Raw genomic sequence first — 14293 nt, forward strand, 5'->3', positions numbered from 1 at the left:
CAAATAGTCCGGTAATGATGGCGAAGAGGCCACACCCGTTCCCATTCCGAACACGGAAGTTAAGCTCTTCAGCGCCGATGGTAGTTGGGACGCGAGTCCCTGTGAGAGTAGGACGTTGCCGGGCAATCAGAAACCAGTTCAGTTGATGAGCTGGTTTTTTTGTGCGGTTTTTTAGGGAGCAAGGAGGATTTTAGATACTTGTTGGAGCTGGAGGAGTGAGGAGTCGGGATCAATCCACAGTCAATGGAATATCTTAAAGACGTGAATAAGGTATGGGAAAGGTGCGCTATTCTGGGTCTACCATCACCTATACTGCACTTAGCCCGGGCAAAGATTGGTTGAAAGGTAGGCGAAGTGTGGAGGAAAGCAGCTATGTTCCACCTATGGGACACCTATGCCCGACCTATACCCGGGCAAAGGTGGTTAAAAGGTAGGTGAAGTGTGTAGGAAAGCAGCTATGCTCCACCTATGAGGCACCTATGCCCGACCTATACGGGGGTAAAGGTGGTTGAAAGGTGGGTGAAGTATGGAGGGAAGCAGCTATGTTCCACCTATGGAACACCTATGCCCGACGTATACCAGAGGTAAAGGTTGTTGAAAGGTGGGTGAAGTGTGTAGCAAAGCAACTATGCTCCGCCTATGAGGCACCTATGCCCGACCTATGCCCCGCGGTGATCTATCCCAAGGCAAGGACCTTAAAGGTCGGCGTAGTCGTACCGAAGCCGTGTCACACTGTATTAAAGCTATGCGAAGTATACAGCAAATCTGTAGTAGCCAAGACCTCATCTCAAGCAATAAATCTATACGTAAAGAGTCAGATATTCCATTACCAAATTCATATTTCTAACCTTGCGCTAACCTAAAAAAACGAAATTGGATTTACACACTAAAATAATGTAAACTTTAATAATAAAATATAAAGCATGGTGAATGACTGTGACCGAATATATGAGAATTTGTAATAGTGAAGAAGAGACCAGGAAGCTGGCAGAGGAAATTGGAAGTCGCCTGATTCCCGGATCTGTAATTGCGCTTGAGGGAGACCTTGGTGCAGGCAAAACAACATTTAGCAAGGGAATTGCTAAAGCAATTGGTGTAACAAGAAATGTAAATAGCCCGACCTTTACCATTATGAAAGAATATAAAGGGAAATTTCCACTTTATCACATGGATGTTTATCGAATTGAAAATGAAGAGGAAGATTTCGGGTTTGAAGAATATTTTGAAGGTGAAGGAATTACGATCGTCGAGTGGGCTCATCTGATAAAAGGACAATTGCCGGAAGAGCTTTTGACCTTATATTTATATCATGATGGGAATGATAGACGGAGAATTGTAGCTGAACCAAAAGGTGAATTTTATGAAAAGCTATGTGAGGAGATATTTTAATGAATGTATTAGCAATTGATACATCTACGAATGTCCTGGGAGTGGCTGTTGCTAATGAAAAAGGGATTATCGGAGAGCAAATAACATTTACAAAACGAAACCATTCAGTACGGGCGATGCCTTCCATAGAAGCAATTTTGAAGGAATGTGGGCTTAAACCAGGAGACCTTGATAAAATAGTGGTGGCAAAGGGTCCTGGCTCTTATACTGGCGTAAGAATTGGCGTAACGATTGCCAAGTCTTTGGCCTGGAGTCTAGGCATTCAATTATCAGGCGTATCAAGTTTAGAGGCGCTTGCCCTGAATGGCAGATATTTCAATGGTTTGGTATGTCCACTGTTTGATGCAAGAAGGGGACAGATTTATACAAGTCTTTTTAAATGGGATAATGGAGAGTTGGTTAGATTGGAGGAAGACCAGAATGTGTTGGCCATTGAGTGGGCTGAGCATTTAAAATCACTCAATCAACCTATACTATTCATAGGCAATGATGTTCCTATTCATATTGAGGCCCTAACAGAAATTCTTGGAGATAAGGCTATTATGGCACCATTATCATTGCAGCAGGCTAGACCGGGTGAATTAGCAATGCATGGCATGAATCTACCTGATGATGATATCCACACCTTTGTCCCCAATTACGTACGTTTAGCAGAAGCTGAGGCGAAATGGTTAGAGGCTCAAGAGAAACAGAGGGAAGAGTAATGAATCAGACGATTACATTTCGTAAGATGACTATAGAGGATCTTGATAGTGTGATTGAGGTAGAGCATGCTTCTTTTACTTTGCCATGGAGCAAAGAAGCTTTTTATAATGAGCTGATGAACAATCAATATGCGTATTATTTGGTAGCAGAGGACCAGGGGAAAGTAATTGGTTATTGCGGTACTTGGTTCATCCTCGATGAGGGCCATATCACGAATATTGCCGTATTGCCGGAATGGAGAGGCAAAAAAATCGGGGAAGAATTAATGGTACGTATGTTGGGCAAGGCACAAAGCATGGGAGTGAAAAGAATGACTCTCGAGGTACGGATCGGAAACCAAACTGCTCAAAGTCTCTATCGAAAATTGGGCTTTAAAGACGGTGGCATAAGAAAGTTTTATTATACAGACAATATGGAAGATGCATTAGTAATGTGGGTGGAATTATGGTGAATAAAGAAAATCAAATCATATTAGGTATAGAAACCAGCTGTGATGAAACCGCAGCAGCAGTAATAAAAAATGGCCGAGAAATTCTTTCAAATGTTGTAGCTTCTCAAATCGAGAGCCATAAACGTTTTGGTGGAGTCGTTCCTGAAATTGCTTCAAGGCATCATGTTGAAGCAATTACCCTTGTAGTTGAAGAGGCATTGGAGAAAGCAGAAATCTCTTGGGATGATCTTGATGGAATTGCGGTTACTGAAGGTCCTGGGTTAGTGGGAGCTCTCTTAATAGGCGTAAATGCGGCAAAAGCATTGGCTTTTGCTCATGGAATTCCACTTATTAATGTACATCATATCGCTGGACATATATATGCAAACAGAATTCTCACTGAGTTTTCCTTTCCCCTCCTTGCATTGGTTGTATCCGGTGGCCATACGGAGCTGGTGTTGATGAAGGAGCATGGAGCTTTTGACGTTATAGGGGAAACAAGAGATGATGCAGCCGGTGAAGCATATGATAAAGTAGCTCGTACGCTAAAGCTACCTTATCCGGGCGGCCCTCATATTGATCGACTGGCGCATGAAGGTCAGCCAACAGTTAAACTGCCTCGTGCATGGCTAGAAGAGGATTCATATGATTTCAGTTTCAGCGGATTAAAATCGGCTGTTATAAATACATTGCATAATGCCAACCAAAAAGGTGAAGTGTTAGCTCCTGAGGATCTGGCTTGCAGCTTTCAGGAAAGTGTAATTGATGTCTTAGTAACTAAAACCGTAAAAGCAGCAGAGGAGTTCAAGGTGAAACAAGTACTGTTAGCCGGCGGGGTTGCTGCCAATAAAGGATTAAGAACTAAATTAGAAAAAGCTTTTATAGACAAAAAGGAAGTAGAATTGATTATACCTCCACTTTATTTATGTACAGATAATGCAGCAATGATTGCTGCAGCAGGTAGTATTGCATTTGAAAAAGGCAAACGAGCTGCCATGGACTTAAATGCAAATCCAGGATTGATATTGGAATAAAAAATGAGGCTGGGACATAACTAAATTTGCTGTGTCCAAAACCGAACGATGTATTGAATTTTTATTAAACTAAATAGAAAAAGCCGAACTATTATTAATAATGCTTAAACTGCACTTTATAATAGTTCGGCTTTTTTAGTTGCTGGAAACCTTTTGTCCCAGCCTTATTTTATTGGTAAAAAAATTGATTGAAAAGTAAAAGCACTCGAATAATTGTGGATAACTACGTGTTATCAACAGATTCTGTGGATAAAAGATTTGAAATCTGTGGATAATGTGGAAAAATCAAAATAAACCTTATTTTATAACTTTTTTAATGTGGATAAAAATGTTGATAAAAACCAAGCCATCCCTAACTTGGTTTTTTATCTTGATTTATTCGTCTTGTAGAGAAGTCCACTCTTCCATTAATGCTTCCAATTCTTCTTCAGTTGCTGTAAGAGTTGTCTGGATTTCCAATGATTTCTCATGGTCCTGATAGATTTCCGGATCACATAATTGTGTATTTAAATCGGATATCCGTGTATCAAGTTCTTCAATGGTAGTTTCAATTTCTGCGATACGTCTTTGGCGTTGGCGCTCTTTCTTTTTAAGCTCCTTGTCCTCCTGATAAGTAGTTTTATCTGAAACAGGGCGATTGTTGGAGATAGAATCCGCTGGTTTTTCCAGTTCAGCGAGTTCCGCTTGTTCTTGTTTTTTCTGAATATAGTAGTCATAATCTCCCAAGTATTCATTTGTACCATCTGCTTTCATTTCCAATACTTTATCGGCAATTCGATTGATAAAGTAACGGTCATGGGATACAAAGAGGAGAGTGCCTGAATAATCAACCAGTGCATTTTCAAGCACTAATTTACTGTCCAAATCCAAGTGGTTGGTCGGCTCATCTAAAATTAAAAGGTTGGCTTTTTGCATCATTAATTTTGAAAGAGCCAGCCGTGCTTTTTCACCACCGCTCAAGGTAGAGACAGTTTTCATTACATCGTCTCCGCTGAATAGAAAGTTTCCTAATATGGATCGGATATCCTTTTCAGGTTGGTTAGGGAAGTCATCCCATAACTCATTTAGCACAGTTTTGTTGGACGATAGATTAGCCTGCTCTTGATCATAATATCCGAGTGTCACATTGGCACCGAGCTGAAAATCTCCATGCAAAGCCGGAATTCTGTTAATCAATGTTTTTAATAAAGTAGATTTCCCTACCCCATTAGGACCAATCAGTGCAATGCTTTCTCCTCTAGTGATTCTAAAGTTCAAGTGGCTGGCAACAGGTGCTTCATATCCAATAGACAAATCATTTGCCTGAAGAACTTCATTACCACTTTGCTTTTCAATCTCAAAGGTAAAATTAGCTGATTTTTCATCGCCCAAGGGCCGATCCATTACTTCCATACGCTGCAGGGCCTTTTGCCGGCTCTGGGCTCGTTTAGTTGTAGATGCTCTGGCCATGTTTCTTTGGACAAAATCTTTTAATTTTGCAATCTCATCCTGCTGTTTTTCATAAAGCTTTGCATTACGTTCGTATTCCTCTGCCTTTTGCTCTAAGTATCTGCTGTAATTCCCTGTATATTTCTTAATTGATGTTCGGGAAAGCTCCATTACTTGATGGACAACCTTATCAAGGAAATAACGATCATGGGAAACAATTAGGATAGCGCCAGGGTAAGATTGAAGATAGCCTTCGAGCCAGCTTAATGTATCGATATCAAGATGGTTGGTCGGCTCGTCTAGAATCAGTAAATCAGGTTTCGTTAATAATAATTTACCTAGTGCAAGCCTGGTTTTTTGGCCGCCGCTTAAGGAATTAATAGATGTAGTATAATCATAATCCGAGAAACGCAGACCGTGTAAGACAGAACGTACATCTGCTTCCATTTGGTAACCACCAGAATTTTTAAATTGCTCCTGGAGACGATCGTAATCTTTTAATACCCGGTTATATTTTTGTTCATCATTGTAGACAGAAGGATCAGCCATAGATTTTTCCAATAATCTCAATTCATCTTCTTGTTTTTGTAAGCCTTCAAAAACAGAGATCATTTCATCCCAAATAGAGCGGTCTGATTGGAGACCGGTATTTTGAGCCAAATATCCAATCGAAACATCTTTTGGCTTATAGATCTCCCCACTGTCATGTGAAAGGTGACCTGCAATGATCTTAAGCAGGGTGGATTTTCCTGCACCGTTTCTGCCAACAAGTGCTATACGGTCTTTCGTTTGAACTTCGAGCTTAATAGTAGATAAAATTGCTTCAGCTCCATAATATTTGGATACATTATTAACTTGTAAAATAATCATATTCTCACCTCAAGAAGTACATACCTTAAGTGTAGCCTACTCTTGATAAGCACCGCAACTTAATAGAAAATTTGTGAATACTCACACAAAAATTACCAAAAATGATAGAAATATTATAGAATAGGAATAGGAGAATAAACTTTCAGTGAATTTACGTGCTTTATTAATCAGGAAAGATCCCATATGATTGGTATCGCGGAGGTAACCTGGAAACGATCAGAACCGCTAGTCCTAGTATTTTGCTCGAATATAAAATTAACGAATCATTGATAAAAAAGCGGCGTATTATACATAGCTAAGATAGTTAGAATTATGGTAGTGAAGAAAACTTCTGATATAATTTCTATGTGGTACCCGGGCACTCCAAGGATTAGATATTGATTTTATATGGAAAAAAGCTGAAAATATGAATAGATTAATTATTCGTATAATCTTAAAAACGAAAGTAAGAAATAACAGCTGTTTCAGCAATACTTGATTAACCTTATATGTTATGTGCAAAGCAATCGAAAAATCAATGGTTATTGAAGGAAACTATTTTCATTGGAAAACCGGGGGGTAAAACCAGTAGGGATTATCAAAGGCAGTTTTGATATATGGAGTAACGATTGACAAGAAAGAATAGGGAGAAGGGAATTAATTTTGCAGGAAAATACTAAAATACCGCAGGCTACAGCCAAACGACTTCCATTATATTATCGTTTTATACAAAATCTACACGCGTCAGGAAAACTACGAGTTTCTTCCGCAGAACTAAGTGAAGCTGTTAAAGTAGATTCAGCTACTATACGAAGAGATTTCTCGTACTTTGGTGCTTTAGGTAAAAAAGGGTATGATTACAATGTTAATTATCTATTATCCTTCTTTAGAAAAACTCTCGATCAAGATGAGATTACAAAGGTAGCTCTAATTGGAGTCGGGAATCTAGGTACAGCTTTCTTAAATTATAATTTTATGAAAAATAATAATACAAAGATTGAAATGGCGTTTGATGTTTCTCCTGATAAAGTAGGAACCCTTATAGGGGATGTTCCGCTCTATCATATGGATGAACTGGAGAAAAAACTTGAAAAGCAAGATATTAGTGTAGCTATTTTAACAGTTCCATCACAGGTTGCCCAATCTATTACAGATCGTTTAGTGGCTGCGAACATTAAGGCTATTTTAAACTTTACGCCGGCACGTCTGAATGTGCCAGACAGCATTCGTGTCCATCATATTGACCTTGCAGTCGAATTGCAATCATTAGTATATTTTCTTAAACATTATCCATCCGGAAATACGGAAGATACAGAATAAAAAATCTCGAAGGTTTTCCCTCCGAGATTTTTTTTGTTATTCTTTTGGTTTTTCACTTTTCATTTTCTTTATTTGCTTATGAATCATCACCAAGCGGATTCCTGAACCAACATCAAGTGTAGCCAGTATGATCAGGAAATAGGTAAAGAAATCCCAACCGCTGCGTGATACATTTTGAACAGCAAAAAATATAAAAATAGCACCTAAAATTAAGTAAGTCGTTGCCATATACAACGGTGAACGTCTCATAACAAACCTCCGATAAAGCTTTGAACTTTATTAAGCTCTTCCATATTTTTTAATATATCATCTTTGTAAAGTGATTGTACGATTACAACTAATGTATTCATAGTAATGTGGGCAAAAATAGGAACAAGGATTCTCTTTGTTTTAACATATAAATAAGCAAATGTGAATCCCATTGCTGTATAAAGCAGGATATGTACAAATTCCATGTGAGCAACGGCAAAGATCAGTGAACTGATTAACGCGCTCAGGAAGAAATTCAATCGCTTGTGTAATGTGCCAAAGATAATTTTCCTAAAGACAATCTCTTCTAAAAATGGCCCAAGTACAGAACTGACTACCATAACAAGCGGTACTGCCTCAATGAGACCGAGTATATTCTGTGTATTTTCAGACCCGGTAGGAATACCAATAATTCGTTCGATATTACCAGCTATAGATTGTGAAAACAAAGCAAGAAATACTCCGCCAATTGCCCAGCCGATCGAAGCTCCCACACTTGCCTGATCGCCTAAGCTTCTATTATTTTTTTCATATCTCAGTAGGACTAGAGTAATGATAGAAGCCAGAATAAAGCTTATAACAATCCAATACCCTGCAGCCAATACTTCTATCCGTTCCGCGGGGATATTCGTGTTCGATAAGAAAACCAGCATAATTGGGATACCAAGAATAGAAGAAAATTGCATGGCAATATAGGTAATGAGAATTGACCAGTAATATTTTTTCAAATAGAAAAACTCCCTTAATCTTTTATATAGATATTAGATTGCGTATATCTTTAATTTTAACCGTTTTTACCTCATAGTTACAATTGCGAAACATTTTCCTTCTCTTCATCTACCAAACTGAAATAAAAAGGATATTTAGACCTTATTTGGGTAAGATAAATAAATGGTGATAAAATTTAAAAATTTTAACTAATATTACTTGCAAATCATTGGTTCTTTATTTAAACTATAAATTGTGTTAGCACTCAACGATGATGAGTGCTAATAAAAATGGAGATAACTTTAAGGAGGTAGTTTTACTTGTTAAAGCCACTAGGAGATCGCGTTGTGATTGAACTTGTCGCACAAGAGGAAAAAACTGCAAGCGGCATCGTGTTACCAGACACTGCCAAAGAAAAACCATCTGAAGGCAAAATTGTAGCGGTAGGAACAGGCCGTGTCCTTGAGAATGGTGAGCGAGTAGGATTGGAAGTATCTGAAGGCGATCATATTATCTTCTCTAAATATTCAGGTACAGAAATTAAATACGAAGGTAAAGAATACTTAATTTTACGTGAAAGCGACATTTTGGCCGTTATTGCTTAACGAAAATGTCGATTAAAAAATAAGACATAACAAAAAAATCGAGGAGGTAATTTACGTATGGCAAAAGATATTAAATTTAGTGAAGAAGCTCGCCGCGCTATGTTACGTGGGGTAGATGCATTAGCTGATACAGTAAAAGTTACACTTGGACCAAAAGGACGTAACGTTGTTCTTGAAAAGAAATTCGGTTCCCCACTTATCACAAATGATGGTGTAACAATCGCAAAAGAAATCGAGCTTGAAGACGCGTTTGAAAACATGGGTGCTAAATTGGTTGCAGAAGTAGCAAGCAAAACAAATGAAATTGCTGGTGACGGTACAACTACTGCAACAGTTCTTGCCCAAGCTATGATTCGTGAAGGATTGAAAAACGTAACAGCTGGCGCTAACCCAATGGGCGTACGTAAAGGGATTGAAAAAGCTGTTTCTGTTGCAATTGAAGAATTACAAGCAATCTCCAAACCAATCGAAGGCAAAGAATCCATTGCACAAGTTGCTGCGATTTCTTCTGCTGACGAAGAAGTTGGCGCTCTAATTGCTGAAGCAATGGAACGCGTTGGTAACGACGGAGTTATCACAATCGAAGAATCCAAAGGATTTACAACTGAACTAGATGTAGTAGAAGGTATGCAATTCGACCGTGGATATTCTTCTCCATACATGGTAACAGATTCCGATAAAATGGAAGCTGTACTAGAAAATCCATACATCTTGATCACAGATAAGAAAATCTCTAACATCCAGGAAGTACTTCCTGTCCTTGAACAAGTTGTTCAACAAGGTAAACCTTTATTGCTAATTGCTGAGGATGTTGAAGGTGAAGCACAAGCAACTCTAGTTGTGAACAAACTTCGCGGAACATTCAATGCAGTAGCTGTTAAAGCTCCTGGATTCGGTGACCGTCGTAAAGCTATGCTTGAAGACATCGCTGCATTAACTGGCGGTGAAGTAATCACTGAAGAACTAGGCCGTGACCTTAAATCTGCTACATTAACTTCTCTTGGACGCGCTGCGAAAGTTGTTGTTACAAAAGAAACAACTACAATCGTTGAAGGTGCTGGAGAAACTAGCGAAATCGGTGCACGTATCAATCAAATTCGTTCCCAATTAGAAGAAACTACTTCTGAATTTGATAAAGAAAAATTACAAGAGCGTCTTGCTAAACTTGCTGGCGGCGTAGCCGTTATCAAAGTAGGTGCAGCAACTGAAACAGAATTGAAAGAGCGCAAACTTCGCATTGAAGATGCTCTAAACTCCACTCGTGCTGCTGTTGAAGAAGGTATCGTAGCCGGTGGTGGTACTGCACTTGTAAGTGTGTACAATAAAGTGGCTGCTGTGGAACTTGAAGGCGATGCACAAACTGGTGTTAACATCGTACTTCGTGCTCTTGAAGAGCCAGTTCGCCAAATCGCTCACAACGCAGGCCTTGAAGGTTCTGTAGTTGTAGAACGTCTTAAAAAAGAAGAAATCGGCATTGGCTTCAATGCAGCTAATGGCCAATGGGTAAACATGATCGAATCCGGTATCGTGGATCCTACTAAAGTAACTCGTTCTGCACTTCAAAACGCAGCTTCTGTTGCAGCTATGTTCTTAACAACTGAAGCAGTTGTTGCTGACAAGCCAGAGCCAGCTGGTGCAGGCGGCGGAATGCCTGACATGGGTGGTATGGGCGGAATGGGCGGCATGATGTAATCTGCTTCCCCCATTTAAAGAAGTATCCTACAAGTTGAAAAACTTGCGGGATGCTTCTTTTTTTGGTTTTTAATGGTGAAAAAAGGATGTACAGACACCATTTAAAAATACATAAGTTAACCTGCACTATAGCAAACAGCATTAGCGACGATATCTTAGAAACTAACAATGAATATTGTAGTCCCTTTTATAAAGGATGAATTCAAGAACTTTCCATTAACTATTAATCATCGAATTTTCTCCACTTAGGCACCAATAGGTATATAAAAAAATAAAATGGAGTTGAGTAAACAATTTCAACATATTCTTTGCGAAAAGGAGCTATCAACTTGGAAAAGAAGTCAAGTACAACAAAGATGGTTATTGTGATGAGAAAAGATTTACAAATGACAAAAGGGAAATATGTAGCCCAAGGAAGTCATGCTTCTTTAGGGGTTGTGAAGTGGATTGAATATAATGGAACTGAAAATCACAAACAAATTTTAAACAAATGGTTTAATGAAACATTTGTAAAAGTGACTGTTTATGTAGAAAGTTTGGATGAATTATATTCGATTTATCACCTTGCGAAAGAAAAAGAATTACCTGTAAGACTTATCACCGATAACGGATTGACCATGTTCAACGGTGTTAAAACAGATACGTGTCTTGCTATACTTGGCGAGAGAGGGAAAGTGGATGACGTAACTGGTCATTTAAAATTATTATAAATCTTGTAATGATATAGTTTTTGCTAACGTAATCCCATACAATACTGAAAATCACCGTTAAAGATGTTGTACCTCAAATATAGCGAAACCTCAATAGAAGGTACTTTTCGCGCACTTCATTAAAGATTTTACACAATTTCATTCTTAGGGCGGCCATTATGATGTTTAGAATCCGACGTTCGTTAAATAGTAGAATAGGATGATATAAAAAAAGCGCTCCTAGTGTAGCGATGCAGTCCTAACTTACGGATCCAATACACTAGGTACGCTTCTTTTTCTTTATATACATTACGTATATTAAAAATATTAAGAACATTGATGTTGGTTTAAATGGCCTTCTAATAGTTGTTTATAATGCTTTGCTTTCTTATATTGAGTAACTTTGTATAGATATTCAGCTGGATGCTTAGCACTGCTAACAGCGTATACAGCGTTCATATATTCTATGTTAAGTTGTGATTTAGTTTTATTGTCAATTTTGATTGTATTCATGGTAACACCTCATAAACTATTAATTAACTATAACGGAGTATACACCAAATTTTTATCGATTTTTTATATCTAACAGCCTTGTTAGGATGCGAAAAGTCTTTGTTATTTTCCAGAGTTGTGGTTGTTTTTTGAATTTTTAATTATAAAAAAGGATGCAGTACAAGCAATCTTTAATAGTTATGATAAAAGTATTTTCGACTAGAGTCCTCCTTTATTTAGAGATGACTATTAGGTTCAAGTTGTATTACCTATTAAGTTGAAACAGTCCTCTGGGTTACTCCTCAATATTTCTATATTTTACATATCGCCCAGCTCAGCAGTTTCCTGTTACCCTAAGATAATGTGGATTATTTTCGTTAACAAACTAACGACGGCGTTTATTGAATTATTTTTTCATTTAATCTTAATAATCCATGTAATCATTAGGAAGATAGGAAGATGTCAATGGAACAAAAATATTTAAAAAAGGGCGGGCTTATTGCTTTCATCGCGCTATTATCGATGACGCCTCCTCTGGCAACAGACTTATATATGCCTTCGTTGCCTGAAATGACAAACTATTATCAAACAACCTCGTCAGTTACAAGCTATACAATGACGATATTCTTTATTTTTATGGCAATTGGTATCCTCATTCTTGGCCCGATGAGTGATAAGTACGGACGAAAGCCAGTCCTGTTGGGCAGTATCCTTGTGGCACTGACCTTTAGTATCATCTGTGCAATTTCACCGTCGATTTGGATCTTGATTGCAGCCCGGGCAATTCAGGCATTTGGTGCAGGAGGGATGGTTGCCATCTCTACAGCTTTGATTAAAGACAGCTTCGAAGGAAAAGAGATGTCTAATGTTTTGTCAATCACGCAGGCGATCGTTCTGCTTGCTCCAATGCTAGCGCCTATTTTGGGCGCGGTTATTTTAGCCTTTTTCAGCTGGAAGATGACATTTGTTGCTCTAGCTGCTCTATTCCTAGTATCACTTATAGGAGGATTTCTTTTAGAAGAAACTTTGCCGCAGGAAAAGCGAGTATCTGGCAGTACATTTAAATCTATCTTAGGGCTTACAAGTATTGTGAAGGATAAGAAGTTTACCAGCCTATTGCTTGTTGTTGCTCTCTTAATGGCACCGTTTATGGCATATCTAACACTCGCTTCATACATTTATATAGATGGATTTGGCATCTCGGAATCTGCCTTCAGCCTTTACTTTGCCGGTGCAGCTTGTATAGGTTTGATTGGACCATTTCTTTATATGCGTGTTGGTGGCGGTTCGATAAAAAAATCGATCAATATCGCCTTTGTAATTGTCACAATATCTATCTGCCTGCTCTTCTTAGTAGGTTCCATCAGCCCATTTGTATTTCTTGTATGCTATGTGCCCTTCACGGTTATCACGACATATCTCAGACCGATGGTGTCAAATACGCTATTATCTATGCAAAAGTCAAATGTCGGAGCAGCTTCAAGTCTAATGAACTTTGGCTTTACAGTGATCGGCAGTGTAGGGATGATGGTTGGGTCACTCCAGTGGGGAGATTATATTAATGGCTTGAGCATGACAATGCTGATTTTCCTCGTTTTATCCTTGTTATTATGGATCTATTGTTTGCAAAAAAAAATTATTACGGATTAAAGGCTTGATTTTAATAAAAGAGTTGCCACAGGATGATGTCTTGTCGGCAACTTTTTTTTATTTGGATTATTGGCCATCTCAAAAACCTAATTTATTTTCCGCTGTTCTTAGTCTTTGGATAATTTAAATTGGGTCAAGGTGAAAATTTCCGGGCTTCTTCTGCTGTCTTTTTTGCATAAATCCATATTTCTGTAAAAGACTAATTCTGATAAGAAAGGGGAGAAGATTGAATGCATTATGGATATATTGGTCCTGGTACACACTCTGGCCAGCTCGTACAAAAAAAAGGACGCTATATAACAGGATTTTCTGTGGGGATTTTATACCTAGATGAAGATTCCTATCCGGTTATTCCCGGCAATGTCGCAAATTATTCAACCTACCCTTTTCCCGTCCATTATAAACTGGTTCCGGGCTGTACGGGTCAGCGTCTTTTAAATAATGATCGAACACTGGAAAAAGGGATTATTGATGCAGCTATGCAACTTCAAAGTGAAGGAGCAAAAGTTATTTCAAGTGCGTGTGGGTTCTTTGGAAACTTTCATAAGCAAATAGCAAATGCATTAGAAATTCCTGTCTATCTGTCTAGCCTTGTTCAACTGTCTATGATTCAGGTTGGATTAAAGCCAGGACAAAAAATTGGTATATTAACAGCCTATGAAAAAGGATTGACGGATTCCCTTTTGAAAACGTGCGGAGTTACAAACAGATCTAATTTGATCATTGGTGATTTGAGCCAGGGAGAAGAGTTTTCATCCATTTCGAATGGAGCAGGTACGTTTAATAATGAAAAGCTGAGGGATGAGGTTGTTAAAAAAGCAATTGAGATAAAGGAAAAGCATCCTGAAGTCGGAGCCATCTTATTAGAATGCAGTGACCTGCCTCCCTATGCATTTGATATCCAGCAAGCAGTGCAGCTGCCTGTGTATGATTTTATTACACTCATTAACTGGGCACATTATGCAAATAGCCAAAGCCCATATTATGGATTTATTTAATAAAGTGAAAGAGTGAAGAAAAACACAAGTCCAAAGAGCTTGTGTTTTTTACTTT

The 14293-nt window shown here is 38.4% G+C and carries 14 protein-coding genes and 1 rRNA gene; 11 read left to right on the plus strand and 4 right to left on the minus strand.

Annotated features, from left to right (window positions below; all coding sequences use genetic code 11):
- The first annotated feature begins 7 nt into the window (after positions 1-7).
- The 5 genes from rrf to tsaD all read left to right on the plus strand — a co-directional run bounded on the left by rrf (position 8) and on the right by tsaD (position 3558).
- Positions 8-124 (plus strand): 5S ribosomal RNA (gene rrf, locus FHY47_RS17340).
- 806 nt (positions 125-930) lie between these two features.
- Positions 931-1389, plus strand: a complete 459-nt coding sequence (tsaE, locus tag FHY47_RS17345) for a tRNA (adenosine(37)-N6)-threonylcarbamoyltransferase complex ATPase subunit type 1 TsaE (protein ID WP_066110012.1) — start codon at positions 931-933, stop codon at positions 1387-1389.
- Complete coding sequence (gene tsaB, locus FHY47_RS17350; protein ID WP_140462252.1) at positions 1389-2093, plus strand: tRNA (adenosine(37)-N6)-threonylcarbamoyltransferase complex dimerization subunit type 1 TsaB; 705 nt, start codon at positions 1389-1391, stop codon at positions 2091-2093. Before tsaE ends, tsaB begins: the two co-directional genes overlap by 1 nt.
- Positions 2093-2545, plus strand: a complete 453-nt coding sequence (gene rimI / locus FHY47_RS17355; RefSeq protein WP_140462253.1) for a ribosomal protein S18-alanine N-acetyltransferase — start codon at positions 2093-2095, stop codon at positions 2543-2545. Before tsaB ends, rimI begins: the two co-directional genes overlap by 1 nt.
- The gene (tsaD, locus tag FHY47_RS17360; RefSeq protein ID WP_262366038.1) at positions 2542-3558 is read left to right on the plus strand and encodes a tRNA (adenosine(37)-N6)-threonylcarbamoyltransferase complex transferase subunit TsaD; all 1017 of its coding nucleotides are present in this window, start codon (positions 2542-2544) and stop codon (positions 3556-3558) included. Before rimI ends, tsaD begins: the two co-directional genes overlap by 4 nt.
- A 375-nt stretch (positions 3559-3933) precedes the next feature.
- Here tsaD and FHY47_RS17365 read toward each other — a convergent pair whose 3' ends face one another.
- Positions 3934-5856, minus strand: coding sequence for an ABC-F family ATP-binding cassette domain-containing protein (locus tag FHY47_RS17365; RefSeq protein ID WP_148631246.1), 1923 nt, complete (start codon positions 5854-5856; stop codon positions 3934-3936).
- A gap of 639 nt (positions 5857-6495) precedes the next feature.
- Between FHY47_RS17365 and FHY47_RS17370 the strand changes: the two genes are divergently transcribed.
- On the plus strand, positions 6496-7155 hold the full coding sequence (locus FHY47_RS17370) for a redox-sensing transcriptional repressor Rex (protein ID WP_148631248.1): 660 nt from the start codon (positions 6496-6498) through the stop codon (positions 7153-7155).
- 36 nt (positions 7156-7191) lie between these two features.
- On the opposite strand, the gene FHY47_RS17375 is transcribed toward FHY47_RS17370, so the two are convergent.
- Both FHY47_RS17375 and FHY47_RS17380 read right to left on the minus strand, forming a co-directional pair.
- Positions 7192-7404, minus strand: a complete 213-nt coding sequence (locus FHY47_RS17375; protein WP_066109994.1) for a YdiK family protein — start codon at positions 7402-7404, stop codon at positions 7192-7194.
- A complete protein-coding gene (locus FHY47_RS17380; protein ID WP_066109993.1) occupies positions 7401-8132 on the minus strand; it encodes a CPBP family intramembrane glutamic endopeptidase in 732 nt (243 codons plus the stop codon). Before FHY47_RS17380 ends, FHY47_RS17375 begins: the two co-directional genes overlap by 4 nt.
- A gap of 300 nt (positions 8133-8432) precedes the next feature.
- On the opposite strand from FHY47_RS17380, the gene groES reads away from it, so the two are divergent.
- From groES to pth2, 3 genes are all read left to right on the plus strand, one after another.
- The gene (gene groES, locus FHY47_RS17385) at positions 8433-8717 is read left to right on the plus strand and encodes a co-chaperone GroES (RefSeq protein WP_066109990.1); all 285 of its coding nucleotides are present in this window, start codon (positions 8433-8435) and stop codon (positions 8715-8717) included.
- A 57-nt stretch (positions 8718-8774) separates the two neighbouring features.
- Positions 8775-10409 carry a chaperonin GroEL gene (gene groL, locus FHY47_RS17390; protein ID WP_066109987.1) on the plus strand — a complete coding sequence of 545 codons (1635 nt, stop codon included), beginning with the start codon at positions 8775-8777 and terminating at the stop codon, positions 10407-10409.
- Between the two features lie 329 nt (positions 10410-10738).
- The gene (gene pth2 / locus FHY47_RS17395) at positions 10739-11119 is read left to right on the plus strand and encodes an aminoacyl-tRNA hydrolase (RefSeq protein ID WP_217491090.1); all 381 of its coding nucleotides are present in this window, start codon (positions 10739-10741) and stop codon (positions 11117-11119) included.
- A gap of 306 nt (positions 11120-11425) precedes the next feature.
- Here pth2 and FHY47_RS17400 read toward each other — a convergent pair whose 3' ends face one another.
- Positions 11426-11611 carry a hypothetical protein gene (locus FHY47_RS17400; RefSeq protein WP_066109956.1) on the minus strand — a complete coding sequence of 62 codons (186 nt, stop codon included), beginning with the start codon at positions 11609-11611 and terminating at the stop codon, positions 11426-11428.
- A 444-nt stretch (positions 11612-12055) separates the two neighbouring features.
- Between FHY47_RS17400 and FHY47_RS17405 the strand changes: the two genes are divergently transcribed.
- Positions 12056-13240 carry a Bcr/CflA family efflux MFS transporter gene (locus tag FHY47_RS17405; RefSeq protein WP_181162054.1) on the plus strand — a complete coding sequence of 395 codons (1185 nt, stop codon included), beginning with the start codon at positions 12056-12058 and terminating at the stop codon, positions 13238-13240.
- Positions 13241-13470: 230 nt separating this feature from the next.
- Entirely contained in the window at positions 13471-14238 is a 768-nt protein-coding gene (locus FHY47_RS17410) for an aspartate/glutamate racemase family protein (protein WP_140462261.1), read from the plus strand.
- Positions 14239-14293 lie beyond the last annotated feature (55 nt).

The organism is Bacillus sp. E214, from assembly GCF_008087365.1.
Taxonomy (GTDB): Bacteria; Bacillota; Bacilli; order Bacillales; family Pradoshiaceae; genus Pradoshia.